This window comes from Cognatundibacterium jejuense (genome assembly GCF_014284255.1).
Lineage (GTDB): Bacteria > Pseudomonadota > Gammaproteobacteria > Burkholderiales > Burkholderiaceae_D > Undibacterium > Undibacterium jejuense.
Genome location: NZ_JACOFV010000006.1, coordinates 23,537 through 44,108, shown reverse-complemented (window position 1 = coordinate 44,108; position 20,572 = coordinate 23,537). Strand labels below are relative to the sequence as shown.

Sequence of the window (20,572 nt, the reverse complement as noted above, 5' to 3'; positions counted from 1 at the left end):
ATGTATCGAATGAAAACTTGGGAGCAGAGCAGCGTGGCAAGTAACTTGCGCTTGGGAATCAAAAGTAATGCAACTGGTGCGACCGACAGGAATCGAACCTGTATTGCGAGCTTCGGAAACTCGTATCCTATCCGTTGGAAGACGGTCGCGTTGTACTCACTTCTGAGGATCGCAATTGTATCCGTTTAAGAGCGATTTTGCATTGCACCTAACACAATATTTTTAATATTTAGCGAAACTAAGCGGACTTTTGACGTTTTGGATCTTGTTAATAGCGGAAGACTCGCAAAAAAAGATCAACCGAATTCAATAAGTTACCCTGAACTGGAAAAAAGTCTGACTTTCATTGTTGAATGTCGATGCAAAATTGCATCCTGACAGGCGATCCCGGCTCTTGTTACCGTCTTGCACAATAAAATTCACTGATGCAAATCAGACAAACCATGCTTTTATCCGCAAAGCTTGATCTTTTGGTTCTATAATCCAAAACTTTGGTGTCAGTTGATTTGTATCACTGGCAAGCAACCGGGATGACCATTTCATTTGCAAAGAGGAAACCATGAGCGACGCGCACGACGAACACGAATCAGTGATAAAAACACCTAAACAACTCATCGCCGCAGTTCTCGCAGGATTTTTGGTTCCAATTATTGCGATTGTTTTGTTAGTGCAATACGTTTCCAACGATAAAAAGGTCGGCGCTGGTTCTTCTGCCTTGACCGCCGAAGCTGTTGCAGCACGTATTCAACCTGTTGCTGATGAAGGTTTCACATTCAAAGACACTAGCGGCCCTAAACAATTGCAGTCTGGCGAAGCCGTCTACAAAATGGTTTGTTCCGCTTGCCATAGCACTGGTGCTGCAGGTGCACCGAAATTTGCAGATGCCGGCTCTTGGGGACCTCGCCTTGCACAAGGGTATGACACCTTGTTGAAACATGCCGTTGAAGGTATTCGCGCCATGCCAGCCAAAGGCGGCAACCCAGATCTAGACGACGTAGAAGTCGCCCGCGCCGTCGTTCATATGGCAAACGCAAGTGGTGGACAGTTTACGGAACCAGAAGTAAAAGTGGCAGCGGCCTCGGCCGAGGCTCCAGCGAAATAATAGAAATCTACTTTCATCAGGCAAAACTCTGAAGTAATTCTGATGATATAGCCAAGGGCAACAAAGAAAAAAAGCTGAGTCTCCCATGAGGAGCCTCAGCTTTTTTTCGTTTAAGTGTGCCATGGGTCTGAATGGCAGATTCTGAATCGCACATTCGCACAAGAGGCTTCAATCCTTAACAGCATCAAAGTTGATCAGATACACCTAAAAAATTTTATTGAATTCCAGTAGCTAACAATGACAACTGAGACATTGCGTTTTTTCTTTGTCGTTGTGCCCAATTTTTGACTTACCTGCAAAAAGTTGCTGATCGGGTGTTTCTACAAATAAATTTTCTAAAAGAGTACAAAAAACCAACAAATATCATTACAAAGTATCATTAAACGTTAGTTTATACACACAAAAAATTGGTGATTCGGCGAACGCTAATGTCGCATTAGCCCGCATTGTTTGCGTTTTGGCAATCATATTCAGTAGATTAAAACTTCTTAAATGACCGTATGTAAGCACCTGATTATTGGCAATTTGTCTTTTTTAAATGGGACTTGCGCAGTTACAAACGTTTACAAGTTGATGTAAACCCATAATTTAAAGAAATTAGGTATTTTGGAGGGAATGAAACAAAGCCCGAGACGCCTTGGTTATTGCCGATATCTGCTTGTGACGCCAGTAAATCATAAGCTGACCAATTTGCTGACCATACAGAAATCATGAGTCATGATGCCATTAACCGAATGTACTTGCACGAGCATCTGACACCACAATCGGTCTAGGATAATGTGGGTTCACAGGCTGTCATGAGTTCGGATGAATATCTGTTATTTGATGACACTATTATTGCTAAAAGTAACACAAACAATATTGAATTAGTGCGACGGAAGGATAGTGCTAATGCACACGGAATTATCAAAGGGATTCGTATGCGACTTGTGTAAGTCCTATAAATATCATTAATTGCATAAAAAGCATCATAAAAGGCGTTGAGAAATTCTCAGCGTCTTTTTTTACCACTACCAAAAGAAATGCTGTTCTTCTTCGAGTTAGCGATCATTAATGCATATCGGCAATATTTTCTCGTTGCAATTTAGCGACAAAATATCCCCTCAACATCCAATTGAAAAAGCAATCTTTTTTTTGTCAATTTTTTTCACCCTTCTGATGTTGTAGACTTTGCACAAATCTGGTGCGTAACTATGTAACATAGTTTTATACGTGAGCCCACAACAAATTCGATGAACAGTGTAAATCATTAACAAAATCGATTTGATGTGAGAGTTATTATGAAGATTATTTGGAATGAAAAGATTTTTCCTTAATCTGAGAGCCTAAATCGCGCTGCGGAATTATTTCAGATGTACATAAATTTAGAAAAAATCGCGCCATTTTGTGACAAAAAAAGCGCTTGCCAGATGAGATCAGTGTGGTTTTTTTGAATAAAAAAAAAAGACCCACTTGACATGTATTTGTTCAAAATGTTCCTATAGCGCATAAATATTTTTTCATAATTTGGTCACATATCTTGGTGAACCAAAGATTTGATTCAGGAGTATCTGAGGAAATGTTTGTTTAAATTTTCTGTATATATGAAGATTTTATTTCAGTACAAAAGCTGGATACGTGCAAGCGTAAATTCAAAAAACTTAGGAGGAGTTCTTTATGGTTGAAAAAATTTTAGCGAAGTCAGTTCGTCTGATGTTCGTTGGCGGTGTTGCATTTGCTGCAATAGGTCAAGTGGCCGTTGCGCAAGAAGCAACACCTGGCACAAACGCACAAGCAGTACAACGCGTTGAAATTACTGGATCAAGTATTAAACGTGCAGAAAAAGAAGGTGCGTTGCCGGTTCAAGTAGTTACACACGAAGACATTTTAAAAACTGGCGCGACATCAACAGAGCAACTGTTGAATACCTTGTCGATTAATAGTGCTGTAGGCGGTACTACAACTGCTCAAGGTACTGGTTCAACTACCTACGGTTTAGCCTCTGCAAGTTTGCGCGCTTTGGGTGCAAATAAAACATTGATTTTGGTTAATGGTCGTCGCGTTGCAAATTATGCATCTGATGGTACGACAGTTGATATCAATTCAATTCCAGTTTCGATGATTGATCATGTCGAAATCTTGAAAGATGGCGCTTCTGGCGTGTACGGTTCAGATGCTATCGGCGGTGTTATCAACTTCATTACCCGCAAGAATTTCTCTGGCATAGAATTGACGGGCACTTTCGGCGGAACCTCGGACGGCGGTGGTCAAAGTTCAAAAGCAGGTATCGTTGCGGGCTTTGGTGATTTTGAAAAAGATCGCTATAACATTACTGTGTCTCTAGATGCCTCAAAAGAAAAAGCCATCTACGGCTCTCAGCGTTCTTACGCGCAGCATTCCTGGGATGACGTGAATGGGTTGTGGGACACAAGCGCAACACCTAGCGGTCGCATCAATACGATTCCAGGTTCCCCAGCTCCTAACACTATTCCTCCTTACAGTATTAATACTGGGGTAAGCCAGGATAATCCACTTGCAGTTGGTGGCTTAGCAGGCAACACATGTGCACAGAATGGTAGTTCATGGAACGTTGCGGAAGCTACTTGCCGTTATAATCCTTCACCACTGGTTCCATTGGTTCCAGATGTGGATCGTACAAATTTAGGTGCAAATTTCCGCTTCAAACTGTCAGATGATCATGAGTTCTTCATTGATGGGTTCTTTGCCCATGCGGTAACGACAGTGACGGAACAAGCATCACCTTATTCTTCCGCATTCTTGTATCCGGATACACTGTTTGTTAAGAACAATGTTTACCCAGGGATTATTTTATCTCCAACTAGTCCTTACTATCCAACTTCGTATTTAGCTGGATTGGGTATTTCAGGTCCGGTTTCTGTCAGCTATCGTGCGTTTGACGGCGGTGGTCGTGTTCACTCAGACACTTCAAATCAGATTCATTTTGTAACTGGCTTACGTGGTACGATTTTCCAGAATTACGACTACGATATCGCTTACACACACAATTCGAGCACTGTATCTGAAGCGACTCTGGGCGGTTATCAGCAACAATTCAAAATGGCTCAATTGCTGAGTAACAACCCAGCATTTAATCCGTTCACAAAAACCCAGACTCCGGCATTGGCAGCACAAATTGCTGCCCTGAACTACAACGGTAATATGTTGGATTCTAGTTTAGGTACCGACTCTCTGGATGGTAAAATTTCCGGCGATTTGTTTAAAATGCCAGCAGGTATGGCACAGGGTGCAGCAGGGTTCTCATGGCGCAACGAGAACATGAATTACAATCCAAGTGCAGCTTATCAAACTGGCGACATCTCTGGCTATGGTAACCAGGTTCTGCCATTTAATGTAAGCCGTCATTCTGCCTCTGTATTCGGTGAATTGTCTGTACCACTTCTCAAGAATTTAGACGCAAGTTTGGCTGCTCGGACGGATAGATACCCTGATGCAACCTCTACGAACCCAAAAATCAGTCTGAGTTATCACCCTATTTCTCAAGTTCTGTTACGTGCATCGTATGGTACAGGTTACCGCCAACCAGCATTGCCTGAGCTGTACACCCCACAAGCATTTAGTAATACGGTAACTTTTACAGATCCAGTTGCTAAAATCAAAGGCCAATTTAATCAATTGACCGGTGGCAATTTAAATCTGTTGCCAGAAAAGTCTAAGCAATTTTCTCTCGGTATCGTTGCTGATATAACTAAAGATCTGAACGTTGCCGTTGATTACTGGAATATTAACATCCGCAATTTGATCACTTCATACGGTGCTCAAGCTGTTGTTAAAGGTGCTGCTGCTGGTAATCCAGCCTACACAGGATTGGTAACACGTGATGCGTCAGGCAATATTTCACAAATTACTTTATTAAATCTGAACGCCGGTAGAGAGAAAACTGATGGGGTTGACATTGACCTTAAGTGGAAGGTGTTGAAATCACCAGAATATGGTACTTTCGGCATGCGTTTAAATGGTACTTATACACGTGGTTTCGAGGTTACCTTGCCTGATGGTACCGTACAGCCAAGCGTAGGAAAAACTGTTGACGCTGATGGTAACGTATTGAATGCGGTTACTAACGGCGGTATTATTTTCAAATGGAAACATCAGTTGAACTTCGACTGGTCGAATGGTGCGTATGGCTTAACCGTGACACAAAATTATCAATCTGGATATGATGATAACGTTCCTCAAGGTTTCAGTCCTATCACGACAGCCATTCCTGTTAGCGCCTTCCAAACTTGGGATTTACAAGGAACTTATACAGGTTTGAAAAATACAACGATCCGTGTTGGTATGAAGAATTTCTTGAATAAAATGCCACCAACGGCAATTACAGGCGGTCAGTACTTCCAATCTGGTTACGATCCTTCGTACTATGATCCACACGGTCGTTTTGGCTATGTCACTGCGAACTACAAATTCTAATTTTTAACTTAAATTAGAATGTAAAAAAACCGGGAGAAGTTTTCCCGGTTTTTTTTATGGTGGTTGACCAAGCAAGGACTTTATTGTCGCTGCGAAGCGGTTAGCGTTGGTGTACTTGGATCAATCCACATTTAACTGCAACGATTGCCATTCCGATCCTGATGGAGGCCTTCAGTATCAAAAAAAGCCCGCTTTGTTTCAAAGCGGGCTTTTTACATTAAAATTTTTGACAAAATATCTGCCCTTTCATTGTGGCAGGAAGAGTGTAGTAAGGAATTTGCGATTTATATATAGCAACTAAGTGTCAACGCTAGGGGCGCTTATATCTTACTGTGTACCAGCTTACCCGCCGCATAAGTCGCCTCGATACAGCGGTCATCTCCCAGCATTGCGAGAACAAATAACTGCTCTTCCAAAGAATTGATATGCGCACTGCGCCGAGCTAGCAATGGCGTGGCCTTTGGATCGACGATAATAAAATCGGCTTCGTTTCCGGACTGAAAATTACCTATGGTATTGTGTAATTGCATGGCACGTGCGGCACCCAAGGTTGCGGTGTAAAACATACGAGAAGCTGGCAGATAGCGTCCACCCATGCGCGCAACTTTGTAGGTTTCATTCATCGTTTGTAGCATCGAGAACGATGTTCCGCCACCGACGTCGGTAGCAATCGACAAAGGCACATTCGCTGCTTCTGCTTTGTCAAAATCAAACAAGCCGCTACCTAAAAATAAGTTCGATGTCGGGCACAATGCCACTGCGGATTGCGTTTCCGCCATGCGTCGTCTGTCTTCATCATCGAGCCAGATGCAATGCGCATACATCGCGCGTGGACGCATCAGACCGACCTGGTCGTAGATATCCAGATAGCTGCGGGCATTGGGGAACAGTGATCTGGCCCATGCACACTCATCTTTATTTTCCGCGACGTGTGTCTGAATAAATGTGTCAGGATATTGCTTGGCTAACTCTCCGGCCAGATGCAATTGTTCTGGCGTTGAAGTTGGCGCAAAGCGCGGCGTAATCGCATATAACTGGCGACCTTGGTTATGCCATCGTTGTATTAGTGCGTCGCTATCGCGCGCGCTGCTTTCTGCGGTGTCTTGTAAAAATTCCGGGCAATGTCTGTCCATCATGACCTTGCCAGCGACCATACGCAGATTACGTTGTTCACTTTGCGTAAAAAAAGCATCGACGGACTCTGGATGCACTGTGCAATACACCATTGCCGTGGTGGTGCCACAGCGTAGCAATTCATCCAAAAAAAACGAAGCGACATCATTCGCGTGCGCTGGATTTTGGAATTGTCTTTCTGTCGGAAACGTATATTGCTCCAGCCACGGTAATAAACCCGGGGCTGGCGACGCGATCATATCCGTTTGTGGATAGTGAATATGCGTATCAATAAAACCCGGCATAATGATTTTGCCTGGGTGATGTTGCACCGTCAGTTCATCAGGAACCAGATGTTTTAAAGCAGCATAGTCTCCAGCTGCGACAATTTTTTCTCCCTCCAATAACAGCAAACCATCGGCATGCCAATGGATACCGTCCTCCGTCAATGCCGGATCATCGGTGTAATGCAAAAGGCTGGCGCGTAGGGCAAGAGTGATAGTCATGGATTTACTGAGATTGCAAAGTTTGTACTGCCGTCACAGCACGTAAAATGGCTTCGCTGGTAGCAGGTGCAGTGAGCGGTGGATTGATCTTACCTTCAGCAACGCTGGCGATCGCATCGCGAATGGCAAAGAAGACTGAGAATGGTAACAGCAATGGCGGTTCGCCAACTGCCTTTGAACGATGGATGCTATCAGCGACATTGGTGTTTTTAAATAAACGCACGCGGAAGTCTTCCGGACAATCAGATATAGCCGGAATTTTATACGTCGACGGTGCATGCGTAGTCAATTTGCCGTTGGCATTCCAGACTAATTCTTCCGTCGTCAACCAACCCATGCCTTGAATAAACGCGCCTTCTATCTGGCCAACATCAATCGCAGGGTTCAGGGAATTGCCAGCATCATACAAAGCATCCGCCCGCAGTAATTTCCATTCACCAGTCAAGGTATCGACAATCACTTCAGACACCGCCGCACCATAAGCGTAATAAGAAAACGGGCTACCAGTCATGGTCTTACTATCCCATTGCAAATGCGGTGTGGCGTAAAAACCATCGGACCACAATTGTACGCGGGCAAAATAAGCTTTATTGACGACCTCTTCAAACGCAATGCTGGAGCCATTACAGTAAATCTGTCCATCAGAAAATCGTACGTCAACAACATTGCCACCGTAAGTTTTTACCGCAAATTCAGACAGCCGTTCGCGTATCTGACGTGCTGCATCCTGCGCCGCTTTACCGTTGAGATCAGCACCCGTTGACGCCGCAGTGGCCGAAGTATTGGCAATCTTTGTCGTATCGGTTGCGCTCACGCGAACCTCAGAGAGTGGTACGCCAAGCTCATGGGCCACAACTTGCGCTACCTTGGTGTTCAAGCCTTGTCCCATTTCGGTGCCACCATGATTGACCAGCACCGATCCATCAAGGTATACATGAACTAATGCACCCGCTTGATTCAGGTGTGTGACGTTAAACGCGATACCAAATTTATGGGGTGTCAGCGCCAGCCCTTTTTTTAGAACAGGACTTTGCGCATTAAATTCGTTGATGGCAAGTCGACGAGCACGATAGCTGCTACTCGCTTCAATCTCAGCCACTAATTCATGGATGACATTGTCAGCAACTTTCTGGCCGTAATGCGTGACGTTTCTACCTTCGGCATCATTGCGACCATAGAAATTTAGCTTGCGCACATCGAGCGCATCTTGTCCCAATAAGCGCGCGATCTCATCGATGACATATTCAATCAGGATCGCACCTTGTGGCCCACCAAAGCCGCGGAACGCGGTATTTGATTGGGTATTGGTTTTGCCGCACATCGCGCGAATATCGACATCTGACAGGTAGTAAGTGTTATCGACGTGGCAGACAGCACGGGTTGCTACCGGCCCCGATAAGTCTGCCGAAAAACCAGCGCGCGACACCATCTCAAATCTCGCACCGAGGATTAAGCCTTGCTCATCGTAAGCAACGTCATAATCGTAGTGAAATTCATGACGCTTACCGGTAACCATCATGTCATCGTCGCGATCTGCACGTAACTTAATCGGGCGCTTTAAATGGAAAGCACACAAGGCTGCTGCCGCTGCCCACAGACCCGATTGTGATTCTTTACCGCCAAAACCACCACCCATGCGCCGACATTCGACCTGCACGCTATGCGACGGTATAGCCAACGCATGCGCGACAATGTGCTGCATTTCACTTGGATGTTGAGTCGAACACATGACCGCCATTCCGTTTGCTTCTTTTGGAATCGCATACGCGATTTGGCCTTCGAGATAAAACTGTTCCTGCCCACCCACTTGCCAGCTACCCTGAATACGATTCGGTGCTTTTTCCAGCGCTTGCCGCGCATCCCCGCGTGATAAAGACATTGGTGGCAGGACATAGGATTCGGCGTCGCGTGCGGCTCTTGGATGTAGGATGGGTGTCAAATTGTCATAGTCAATTTTTGCCAGGCGCGCTGCGCGGCGTGCCTGATCGTGGCTGTGGGCGACAACGACAAACACTGGTTGACCGACATATTCGACTTTACCATCAGCAAGAATCGGATCATCTTTGATAATCGGACCGCATTCATTGGTGCCGGGAAAATCTTTTGCTGCAAACACAGCGACGACACCCTCTGCCGCGCGAACCGCATCCAGATTGATGTTGTTAATTTTTGCATGTGCCTGCGTGGATAAGCCGAGCGCGGCATGCAAGGTGCCTTGCAATTCCGGTAAATCATCGGTGTAGTTAGCCGTACCGCAAACGTGTAATACCGCAGATTCATGCGGATGTGGTTTGCCGACTTCTGTCCAAGGTGCTGATGTATTTGTTTGTGCCAAATCTTTCATTTTGCCTCCGCCGCATTCATATTCGCACTCGCAAAGGCATTCACACTTTGCGTGGTAAGCGGCGAATCCGGGCAGGTTTCCAGCCAGAAACGACGCAATAAATTCTGTGCAGTTTGCAAACGGTAACCGGCGGACGCACGCATATCTGACAAAGGTGCGTAATCTTCCGCCAGGGCACTCATGGCGACATTCAGACTGGCTTCATTCCATGTCTGTTGATTGAGGACCATTTCGGCTTTCTGTGCGCGTTTTGGCGTCGCAGCCATACCGCCAAAAGCAATACGCACATTGCTTAAACGGTCACCTACCAGGTCTGCCGAAAAAGCAGCACAGACTGCTGAAATATCCTGATCAAAACGCTTCGCTAATTTATAAGTGCGGAAAATCAGATTCGCGCGCGGTAAGGGAATACGTACCGCAGAGACGATTTCATCTGCTTGCAGATCTTTCTTTTGATACGCGAGATAAAAATCTTCTAAGGCCAGTTCTCGTTCACCAGCACCACCATGTAAAACGACACGGCTGCCTAAGGCAATCAGCCATGGCATAGAATCACCAATCGGTGAACCGTTGGCTACATTGCCGCCAAGCGTACCTGCGTGACGTATCGGCAATGAGGCAAAGCGCTGCCATAGATCATTTAATTCTTGCGGATAGTGCTGGCAAATATGGCGATATGCATCATCAAGGCTGACCGCAGCACCAATTTTTAAAGTGTCATTTTCTTCGCTGATCTGTTGTAATTCTACGACTTTACCAAGATAAATAATATGACCTAAATCGCGGAATTGCTTGGTCACCCAGATACCAATGTCCGTACCACCTGCCAACAGGCATGCTTGTGGATAGGTCTTGCGCAACGCAATTAAGTCGCTCAGCTTGCGTGGGGCAAAGAAATGTTGGCCAGCATGAACGTAGTCGAGGGTTTCGCTCTGCTCGATTGTGTTTAGTATCCGCAGCACAGCGTTTTTATCGAAATGCTGGCGTGGCAATTGTTCCATTTTATGTGCTGCGTCAATAATCGGACGATAGCCGGTACAGCGGCAAAGATTGCCGGACAGGGCAATATCAATCTGCTTACGTTGCAATGGTGCGCAGGGTGGTTCACGATCAAGGTACAGATCCCATAAGGACATCACAAATCCCGGAGTACAGAAGCCACATTGTGATCCGTGGCATTCGACCATCGCTTGTTGAACAGGGTGCAAGTCTTCACCGATTTGCAAGTCTTCAACAGTAAAAATCGCTTTGCCATCAAGTGTTGGCATCAGCTGCAAACAGGCGTTGACAGATTTCATTGTCAATTGGCCATTGTTAACTTCGCCAACGACCACCGTACACGCGCCGCAATCACCTTCAGCGCAGCCTTCTTTGGTGCCAGTGCAATGCAAGTCTTCGCGTAAATGTTGGAGCAAGGTACGTGTTGTCGGAATATTGTCGACTTGATGAATTTGCTTTTGAAAGAAATAACGAATCTTGCCGGACATGGAAACCCCGAATGGAAGTGTTGTGAAATTACACGTTGACAGGAATGACATCGTGTTTATCCTTAAGATTAGCATTTCGCTAAAGTAAGCTTATATCTAATCAGTGATGCTGCTTATCAAGGCGCAAACGGTTTTTGATTTTCGAAGTTATTTAGTCGAAATTGACAAAAATTGACAAAGAAAATTCAGGTCATGTTTCAAATTGCGATTCATAATTAAGTTGCGTGTAAAGCGTGTCTCTAAATAAATTGAGCTAAATTGATAATAAGTTTTATCGGCAATACCAGTACTCAAGTTCGAGTTGTGGAAACTACTTAAAAAAGACATTTCCACGAAGTAAAATTCAAGTATATTTCTGACTTATATCTCGAAAATTTATTTACATCTTATTTCCGAAGCGCATTTAGTCGAAGTAAGATAAGAGGTAGTCAGCGTTACCTAAGCAGCTGATATTGCCCCGATATTCTAAGCAAAACCGGGATTTTGTTAGTTTTAACCATTTTTTCAGACTAGTTACGCAATGAATTTCTCAAATATGACCGTTAGTAAGCGTCTGGGGCTAGGTTTTGCTCTGGTATTGGCACTCCTCATTGCCGTCACGATCGTCGGTGTTTCCAGAATGGCGCAGATTCAAGGCCGTTTGGAAAATATCGTAAATGTCAGTAATGTACAAACTCGTCTGGCGCTGGATATGCGTGCCATTGTGTATGATCGCATGGTCTCTTTACGCAATCTGACACTCCTCAATGAAGCTGCAGACATGGAAAAAGATCTGGCCAAAATTGCCGATCAATCCAAAAAATATTCTGAAGCCAAAGAAAAGTTCTTGAAATTATCAGAAACTGACGGCGTACCAAGTCAGGAAATGAAAGACTTGATCAGCAAATTGACCGAGCGTGAAAGCGCGGCGTCAGGTTTGCCAGCAAAAGCACAAGAATTAGGTCTGGCGAATAATCAGGAAATGGCGACTATCGCTTTGATTAAAAAAGTACGCCCGGTACAACAAAGCTGGTTAGATACCTTGGATGAATTAGTGACTTTGGAAGATAAAGTCAACGGTCAGGTCGTCGCTGAAGCTAGCTCAGCATTCAAGGCAGCGACTAGTCTGATGTTGATTTTGGGGTTGATTGCGCTTGCTGGCGGTGTGGTGGCGGCGCTGTACATCAGCCGTAGTTTGCTCAAGCAATTAGGTGGCGAGCCAGGTTATGCTGCTCAAATTGCTGGTCAGATTGCTGCTGGTGAACTGACAGCCCCGATCGATGTTGCTGCTGGTGATCAAAATAGCCTGATTTTCGAAATGAAAAACATGCGCGACAGCCTTGTTAATATTGTGGCGCAAGTCCGTTCCGGTACAGACACGATTGCAACTGCATCGAGCGAAATTGCGATGGGTAATCTGGACTTGTCCTCCCGCACTGAGCAACAAGCTAGTTCGCTAGAAAAGACCACGTCTTCTATGCGCGAATTGACGACCACCGTTAAACAAAATGCTGACAATGCAAGAGAAGCGAATCAACTCGCTGCTTCTGCTTCAGAAGTTGCGCGTCAAGGTGGTGTGGTGGTTGCGCAGGTGGTGGACACCATGGGCTCGATTAATGAATCATCCAAGAAGATTGTCGATATCATTAGCGTGATTGATGGTATCGCGTTCCAAACCAATATCCTGGCCTTGAATGCCGCTGTGGAAGCGGCACGTGCTGGTGAACAAGGCCGTGGTTTTGCGGTGGTTGCCGCCGAAGTGCGTAACCTCGCTCAGCGTAGTGCTGCGGCGGCAAAAGAAATTAAAACCTTGATTGATACCTCGGTTGAAAAAGTCGAAGTCGGTACTAAACTGGTGGGACAAGCGGGTGTGACGATTGATCAGGTGGTCAGCAGCGTGAAACACGTGACCGACATCATCGCTGAAATTACCGCAGCAAGTCAGGAACAAAGCGCCGGTATTGAAGAAGTCAATCACGCCATTATTGAAATGGATGGCGTGACCCAACAAAATGCAGCGTTGGTTGAAGAGGCAGCGGCGGCGGCGCAAAGTTTGCAAGATCAGGCAGCTGAGTTAGCGAAAGTCGTTAGCGTCTTTAAATTGAGTGGCAATGACTCTTTACTGACGCATCGTCCAGCACAGGCGCCAGCGCCAAAACGTGTAGAACCAGCTTTGAGAGCCACGAAACCTAAAGCACGCGCACCGATGAAGTCGTTGCCTGCATCTCGTCCAGCAACTAAGACATCAAGCGCGTCGAGTTCATCAAATGCGAAATCAGCAGGTGCGGATGACGGTTGGGAAGAGTTTTAATTCCTAAGGACTGATATAGCTGGTCTGGCGCAGGTTTAGGTTCACTACTTGCCAGAACCATGCAATGTCAGTCCTATGCATCAAAAATAAGTACTTTTTATATTTATTCGAAACGAAAAGAAATATCATTATGAAATCATCGCTCTCTACATTGATTGCATCATTGCTACTCGCTGCAGCTTCTTCCGCAATGGCAGCAGAAACTGCACCAGTCATGGACAATAAGTCTTGCGATCCACCAAAGTATCCTAAAGCAGCTTTGATGAATGAAGAAACCGGTACCGTTGGCATGGGTTTTCTGGTTGGTACAGACGGTAAAGTGGTTGATTCTAAAGTAGAGAAATCCAGCGGTTCTAAGAGCCTGGATAAAGCTGCACTGACCGCGTTGGCACAGTGCAAATTTAAACCAGGTACCAAGGATGGCAAGCCTGAACAAACTTGGGCAAAAGTTGATTTTGTCTGGAAGCTTGAATAATTATTTGCTTTGCTCAGACGAACGAGCCTGACAGAGCTTGTGCGCGAACAGAGTTGCGAACGCCTGATGAATTTCATCGGGCGTTTTGTTTTTTGTGGCTATCTGGTAGCGCGGGTTGCACCATCTCTAGATGCTGGTTAAACCTATTAAAAAGGGAGATGCATTTTTTGCACCTCCCTTTTTAACGATCAAGCGTCAGAATATCAACTTAATTCAAACCACGACGAATCAACAAAGGTTCGATTTTTGCATCGCGACCACGGAAATTACGGAACGATTGCATAGGATCAATACTGCCGCCGCGTGACAAAAGTTGCTGACGGAACCAGTTACCGTTTTTGCGACTGAGGCCACCGTTTTCTTTAAACCATTCTACGGTGTCGGCATCCAGTACTTCGCTCCACAGGTAGGCGTAGTAACCAGCAGAATAGTCGCCTCCAAAACTGTGTGAGAAATACGGCGTACGGTAACGTGGTGGTACCGGTGCAAAATCAACCCCTGCTTCTTTTAACGCTGTTGCTTCAAATGCCATCGTGTCGCTTGGAATATCCTTCGCCGACAATTGATGCCAGCGTTGATCCAGCAAGCTTGCTGCAATATATTCCGTGGTCGTAAAGCCTTGGTTAAACTTGCCGCTGGCGATGATTTTGTCGACCAGGTCTTGTGGAATTGCCTGACCAGTCTGATAGTGTTTGGCATAGTTTTTTAATACTTCAGGCCAAACTGCCCACATCTCATTGACTTGAGATGGATATTCCACGAAGTCACGTGGCACATTCGTACCGGAGAAGCGCGGATAGCGTACTTGCGAGAACATACCATGCAGCGCATGACCAAACTCATGGAATGCGGTTTTAACTTCATCTGGTGTCAACAAGGTTGGTTCACCAGCAGGTGGTTGTGGAATATTGAGGTGATTTGCAATTACTGGTTTGGAACCGAACAAAGCAGACTGATCCACATAGTTATTCATCCATGCCCCACCACGCTTATTGCTGCGTGCATACATGTCGGAGATAAAAATAGCGAGTGACTTACCATCGGCATCAAACACTTCAAACACGCGCACGGTTGGTTGATACACTGGCAAATCTTTACGCTCTTTAAAAGTGATGCCATAGAGTTGATTGGCTGCGTAAAAAACGCCATTTTGCAATACGTTATTCAATTCAAAATACGGCCGTAACTGACTGTCATCATACGCAAATTTTTGTTGATGCAGACGTTCGCTATAAAACGCCCAGTCCCACGCTGCGAGCTGAAATCCACCATGCTCGTCGTCAATCATTTTTTGCAATTCAGCAGCTTCTTTTTTTGCATTCGCAACCGCTGCAGGGGCTAACCCACTCAGCATTTTATTGACTGCCGCTGGTGTTTTTGCGGTTTCGTCTTCCAGACTATAGGCAGCAAAGTTAGGGTAACCTAATAACTGAGCGCGTTCGGCACGCAGGCGGGCCAGTGTCAACGTAACTTCGCGATTATCTGCGTCGCCACCATGACTACCACGGTTGATCGATGCTTCATATAAATGCTGACGGGTGCCACGGTTTTCCAATGTTGCCAACAGGGGTTGGCCCGTGGTGTTCATCAGCGGAATGAGATATTTGCCATCCAGACCTTTTTCCTTGGCAGCAGCGGCAGCAATATCAATTTCAGCCACTGACAGACCCGCTAACTCAGCTTTAGTATCAACGACCAAAGCAGATGCATTCATTTCTTTCAATACGTTCTGGTTAAACTTATTTTCCATGGTGGCCAACTGGGCATTCAGGGATTTCAGTTTTTCTTTGTCGGCTTGGGACAACTTCGCACCCGAGCGCACATAATCTGCGTAATAGCGATCCAACAAGCGTTCAGATTCTGCGTCTAAATGTAAGCTGGATTTCTTGTCCATCAAGGATTGAATACGCTCAAACAATTTCGCGTTCAACACGATCGCGTCTCTGTGCGCAGATAACTTCGGCGCCAGATCACCAGATAAAGCTTCTAATGACGGATTGGTATTGGCGCCAGTCTGATTGAAGAAAATCGTGCTGACGCGTTTTAATGTTTGCCCTGAACGCTCGAGAGCGACGATGGTATTTTCAAAACTTGGTTTCGCCGGGTTATTAGCAATTGCTTTGATCTCGGCATCTTCTTCGCGCATCGCCTTTGCAAATGCGGGTGCATAGTCTTCATTATGAATATTATCGAAAACTGGATATTCAAATGGCAGCGTGCTTTTTATCAGTAAAGGATTCGTCGCAAGCGCTTTTGGATGTGGCGTTTTTTTGACAGGGCTAGCTTGTGTGGATGGCGCGGAAGTTTCTGCTGCAACACCGGATTGAATTGCCAGTGCAGAACATAGCAGCATGAGCAGAGGTTTGGTCATGTGAATTAATATATTAAAAAAGAGAAATTGAATAGTATCAGACTAGCCGAAACTAAAAAAATTCAATCAATAATTTTGTGGCGCAGGAAGAAGAATTGCGAGTTCATACACAGAGTTGTTTGTCCGAAAATGGCTAGATCAAAACTGAGAGGCCGCGTATAAAGAGGTCTGGCGCAGCCTGCTTTTACTGACGATGGTTACGAGTGATTCGCGGCCACCTTGTTACCAGCGTATTTAACAAATTTCTAATTCAACATGAGCTCTGATAAACATATCCCGACACTTGCACAACACCAGCAGCACTATTATCGTGCTCTGGCGGCGCGCGACAACCGTTTTGACGGGGTGTTCTTTACGGGGGTCAAAACCACAGGGATTTATTGCCGTCCGATTTGTGGTGTGAAAACGCCGCGAGAAACATCATGTATATTTTTTACGACGGCAGCAGCTGCCGAGGCCGCGGGTTTCCGGCCATGTTTGCGCTGTCGGCCAGAACTTGCACCATACGCGATACAGCAAAATCTTGCCCATGCGATCTGGAAAAAAATCGCGAATGGAGCGCTCAATGAATCCAGCATCGAAACGCTGGCACAACAGGTTGGTCTATCTTCGCGGCAAATGCGCCGTGTTTTGTTGCAAGAATTTGGCGTCAGCCCGGTAGAAATGGCACAAACCCAGCGTTTGCTGTTTGCAAAAAAATTATTGCAAGAAACGGCATTAAGTATGGCTGATATTGCCTTTGCCGCTGGGTTCGGTAGTGTGCGTCGCTTTAATGCTTTGTTTTCTGAGCGTTATCACATGACGCCGGGTGAAGTACGGCGTGCCACACCTTCCGCAGATGAAAGCCTGACGCTGCGTCTTGCATATCGACCTCCGTATGAATGGGACGCCTTGATGCACTATTTACGTGGTCGTGCCATGCCGGGGTTGGAAACGGTAATCGTAGAAAAATCGGGTATGGCTTATGTACGTAGTGTTTCAATGGACGGAAAGTCGGGTTGGTTGAAGGTCAGTCATTTGCCTGAAAAAAACCAGATTTGCTTGCAAGTAGCACCAGAATTAACACCAGTATTGATGCCTTTATTGGCAAAAATTCGTCAACAATTTGATCTGGAAGCCCATCCGCAAACGATCCACAGCCATTTGCAAGAAGATCCTATGTTGGCTAGTCAGATTCAGAAAACGCCTGGTTTGCGTGTACCCGGAGCCTTCGATAGCTTTGAACTGGCGATCCGTGCCGTACTCGGACAACAGGTCAGTGTTGCTGGTGCGACCACGGTTGCGGGACGTTTAGTGCAGCGCTTTGGCGTCGCAGTGACAACGCCCTTTGCAGCAGTGACACATCATTTTCCAACACCACTGTTGTTAACGCAGTTATCGATCGACCAAGTAGCGAGTATTGGCATTCCAGGCGCACGTGCCGCTACTTTGCAGAATGTCGCGCAATTTGCCCTCGATGGCGGTTTTGAAAAGGCCGCTGATCGTGGTCTGGAACAAGCGATCACGCAGATGAAGCAAATACGCGGCGTTGGTGAATGGACTGCCCAATACATTGCAATGCGGGCGCTCAGGTTTTCAGATGCCTTTCCAGCTGGCGACTTGGGTTTGCAAAAGGCGGCCGCCCAAGCAAGCGAACCTGCTGAAATTCGCTGCAGTGAGAAACAACTATTAGAGCGTTCCGCCTTGTGGTCGCCATGGCGTGCCTATGCTGCTCTTTTGCTATGGCAATCATTAAAATAGGTCTTAGGAGTTATAAAATGAAATTTACTGAATTCGATAGTCCCTTAGGTCGCTTAACTCTGGCGGCGAGTGAGCTTGGATTGGCTGGTGTGTATTTTGAAGACCACCGCCATTTCAAAGGTATGGACGGATGGCAACGGACAGACGACGTGGATACATTAAATCTTGCCACGCAGCAATTAGGAGAATTTTTTGCCGGCACTCGCGAGCAATTTGATTTACCTTTAGATTTCTCAGCGGGAACTCCGTTTCAACAGCAGGTGTGGCGTGCCTTACAAGCTATACCTTTTGGTGCCACATTAAGTTATGGCGACCTCGCAAGACAGATAGAAAATCCACAAGCCGTGAGAGCGGTAGGCGCGGCTAATGGGCGCAATCCCATATCAATTATTGTTCCTTGCCATCGCGTAATTGCCTCTAGCGGTGCGCTAACCGGGTATGCCGGTGGCTTAAAAAATAAACAAAGCCTGCTCAAGTTTGAGGCAGAAAAACATCAGTCCTTGAGTTTGCGGTTGACTTGATAAGTTATCTAAAAAAGCTGGAAACCCGCATGGATATTGAGTATTGCTGTTATGCCAAGTAATATCATTTAGCTCATTTTGGTGCGATGCACAAAAAGTACTTGACGTATAAAATCCGACGTGTAGAATCAGGGTTGTTGCGGTGCACCATAAACAAATTCGTGGTAGGCGCTGCCGATTACTTAATCCTCACTACCGGAGAATGTCATGACTACATCACCAGAACAATTTATCGCTGCTACTAAAACTAACCTGGAAGCACAATTTGCTTCTTTGACAGCATTGAACAAAAAAGCATTTGAAGGTCTGGAGCAATTGTTTGCTCTGAACGTCAATGCTGCTAAAGCATCTTTCGAAGAAAGTACAGCAACTGCTAAGCAATTAATGGCTGCTAAAGATCCACAAGAATTCTTCACATTGACAGCAGCTCAAGCCCAACCAAGTGCAGAAAAAGCACTGGCATATGGCCGTCACCTGGCAAGCATCACAACGGCAACTCAGCAAGAATTCACTAAAGCAGTTGAAGCACACATCGCTGAAACAAACACGAAAGTAATCGGTTTGATCGACGAAGTGACAAAAAATGCACCAGCTGGTTCCGAACAAGCTGTTGTTGCTTTGAAATCGGTTGTTGGTAACATCAACGCAGGCTACGAACAACTGTCTAAAACAACGAAACAAGCTGTTCAGACTTTGGAAGAAAACCTCAGCAAAGCAACTCAGCAATTTACACAAGCTGCTGAAAAAGCAACTGCTAAAAAGAAGTAATTAAAAATTAAGCGCGAATTTTTTATAAACTTTCGTGCTTAGTGAAAAAGCTAAAAGCCCCCGACTCCCACGGGGGTTTTTTTTCGTCTGAAATTTAGTTCAGGCCGCCGTTATTGTCGTTGGTGGTGTAATCTGTCAGCTTGTTGTAAAGCGTGAATGTTTCAATTATTGCTAAGCATTTCATTTTTTTGGAAAACTGGAGAATTCATATGCAAGACGTTGTAATCGTTGCTGCTGGTCGTACTGCCGTTGGTAAATTTGGTGGCTCCCTGGCAAAAATCCCGGCATCAGAATTAGGTGCGATTGTGATCAAGGGCTTGTTAGCCAAAATTGGTCTCAATGGTGATCAGGTTAATGAAGTATTGCTTGGACAAGTCTTAACCGCGGGTGTTGGTCAAAATGCCGCACGTCAGGCAGTCATCAAAGCCGGTTTGCCAGACACCGTCCCAGCAATGACGATCAATAAAGTCTGTGGTAGCGGCCTGAAAGCGACGCATCTGGCAGCCCAGGCAATTAAAGTGGGCGATGCCGATGTGATTATTGCGGGTGGTCAGGAAAACATGAGTGCTTCGCCGCACGTATTGAATGGCTCCCGCGATGGCTTCCGCATGGGCGATACCAAACTGGTCGATACCATGATCGTTGATGGTCTGTGGGACGTGTACAACCAGTACCACATGGGTATCACTGCTGAAAACGTTGCGAAGAAATACAGCGTGTCTCGTGAAGAGCAAGATTTGTTTGCTTTAGCGTCTCAAAACAAGGCAGAAGCAGCACAAAAAGCCGGTAAATTCAAAGATGAAATCATTCCGGTAGAAATCGTCAGCAAAAAAGGCACGGTGGTTTTTGATACCGATGAGTTCATTAAACATGGTGCCACGCTCGAATCTCTGTCAGCATTGCGTCCAGCGTTCGACAAAAACGGCACAGTGACAGCAGGTAATGCCTCCGGTCTCAATGACGGTGCGGCAGCAGTGATAATGATGTCTGCCAAGAAAGCAGAAGGGCTGGGTTTGCCAGTGTTGGCGCGCATCAAAGCTTATTCATCTGCTGGCATCGATCCAACGATCATGGGCATGGGCCCGGTACCGGCAGCACAATTGTGCTTGAAAAAAGCCGGCTGGACGCATGCAGATCTGGATCTGATGGAAATCAACGAAGCGTTCGCTGCACAAGCTATTGGTGTGAATAAAGAAATGGGCTGGGACACCAGCAAGATCAACGTCAATGGTGGTGCGATCGCGATTGGCCATCCTATCGGTGCATCTGGTTGCCGCATTCTGGTCAGCCTGATCCATGAAATGATTCGTCGTGACGCCAAAAAAGGCCTGGCTAGCCTGTGTATTGGCGGCGGCATGGGTGTCGCACTGGCAATTGAACGTCCGTAATATGTTGAACTCGATGCGGTATTGATGCTGATATCG

The 20,572-nt window shown here is 45.9% G+C and carries 12 protein-coding genes and 1 tRNA gene; 8 read left to right on the top strand and 5 right to left on the bottom strand.

Annotated elements, in window-relative coordinates; all coding sequences use genetic code 11:
• Positions 1–74: 74 nt before the first annotated feature.
• Positions 75–149: transfer RNA gene (locus H8K32_RS07920), tRNA-Arg, on the bottom strand.
• A gap of 410 nt (positions 150–559) precedes the next feature.
• Between H8K32_RS07920 and H8K32_RS07915 the strand changes: the two genes are divergently transcribed.
• On the top strand, positions 560–1,102 hold the full coding sequence (locus H8K32_RS07915) for a c-type cytochrome (protein WP_186911945.1): 543 nt from the start codon (positions 560–562) through the stop codon (positions 1,100–1,102).
• A 1,656-nt stretch (positions 1,103–2,758) separates the two neighbouring features.
• Entirely contained in the window at positions 2,759–5,533 is a 2,775-nt protein-coding gene (locus H8K32_RS07910) for a TonB-dependent receptor domain-containing protein (protein ID WP_186911944.1), read from the top strand.
• 320 nt (positions 5,534–5,853) lie between these two features.
• Here the strand turns inward: H8K32_RS07910 and guaD are convergent, their stop codons facing one another.
• From guaD to xdhA, 3 genes are read right to left on the bottom strand one after another with little or no spacing between them, the layout of a single operon-like run.
• Positions 5,854–7,152: a guanine deaminase gene (guaD, locus tag H8K32_RS07905; protein ID WP_186911943.1), complete on the bottom strand. Its 1,299-nt coding sequence runs from the start codon at positions 7,150–7,152 to the stop codon at positions 5,854–5,856.
• A 4-nt stretch (positions 7,153–7,156) separates the two neighbouring features.
• A complete protein-coding gene (gene xdhB / locus H8K32_RS07900) occupies positions 7,157–9,496 on the bottom strand; it encodes a xanthine dehydrogenase molybdopterin binding subunit (RefSeq protein WP_186911942.1) in 2,340 nt (779 codons plus the stop codon).
• Positions 9,493–10,983, bottom strand: coding sequence for a xanthine dehydrogenase small subunit (xdhA, locus tag H8K32_RS07895; protein WP_186912086.1), 1,491 nt, complete (start codon positions 10,981–10,983; stop codon positions 9,493–9,495). Before xdhA ends, xdhB begins: the two co-directional genes overlap by 4 nt.
• A 520-nt stretch (positions 10,984–11,503) precedes the next feature.
• On the opposite strand from xdhA, the gene H8K32_RS07890 reads away from it, so the two are divergent.
• Together H8K32_RS07890 and H8K32_RS07885 are read left to right on the top strand one after the other, a co-directional pair.
• Positions 11,504–13,273 carry a methyl-accepting chemotaxis protein gene (locus H8K32_RS07890; protein ID WP_246447211.1) on the top strand — a complete coding sequence of 590 codons (1,770 nt, stop codon included), beginning with the start codon at positions 11,504–11,506 and terminating at the stop codon, positions 13,271–13,273.
• A 130-nt stretch (positions 13,274–13,403) separates the two neighbouring features.
• Positions 13,404–13,748, top strand: a complete 345-nt coding sequence (locus tag H8K32_RS07885) for an energy transducer TonB (protein WP_186911941.1) — start codon at positions 13,404–13,406, stop codon at positions 13,746–13,748.
• A 208-nt stretch (positions 13,749–13,956) separates the two neighbouring features.
• Here the strand turns inward: H8K32_RS07885 and H8K32_RS07880 are convergent, their stop codons facing one another.
• The gene (locus tag H8K32_RS07880) at positions 13,957–16,119 is read right to left on the bottom strand and encodes a M3 family metallopeptidase (RefSeq protein WP_246447210.1); all 2,163 of its coding nucleotides are present in this window, start codon (positions 16,117–16,119) and stop codon (positions 13,957–13,959) included.
• A 255-nt stretch (positions 16,120–16,374) separates the two neighbouring features.
• On the opposite strand from H8K32_RS07880, the gene H8K32_RS07875 reads away from it, so the two are divergent.
• The 4 genes from H8K32_RS07875 (at position 16,375) to H8K32_RS07860 (ending at position 20,536) form a co-directional block, all read left to right on the top strand.
• A complete protein-coding gene (locus tag H8K32_RS07875) occupies positions 16,375–17,859 on the top strand; it encodes a DNA-3-methyladenine glycosylase 2 (protein ID WP_186911940.1) in 1,485 nt (494 codons plus the stop codon).
• 17 nt (positions 17,860–17,876) lie between these two features.
• Entirely contained in the window at positions 17,877–18,380 is a 504-nt protein-coding gene (locus H8K32_RS07870; RefSeq protein WP_186911939.1) for a methylated-DNA--[protein]-cysteine S-methyltransferase, read from the top strand.
• Positions 18,381–18,587: 207 nt separating this feature from the next.
• A complete protein-coding gene (locus tag H8K32_RS07865; RefSeq protein WP_186911938.1) occupies positions 18,588–19,148 on the top strand; it encodes a phasin family protein in 561 nt (186 codons plus the stop codon).
• 209 nt (positions 19,149–19,357) lie between these two features.
• Entirely contained in the window at positions 19,358–20,536 is a 1,179-nt protein-coding gene (locus H8K32_RS07860; protein WP_186911937.1) for an acetyl-CoA C-acetyltransferase, read from the top strand.
• Positions 20,537–20,572: the final 36 nt, after the last annotated feature.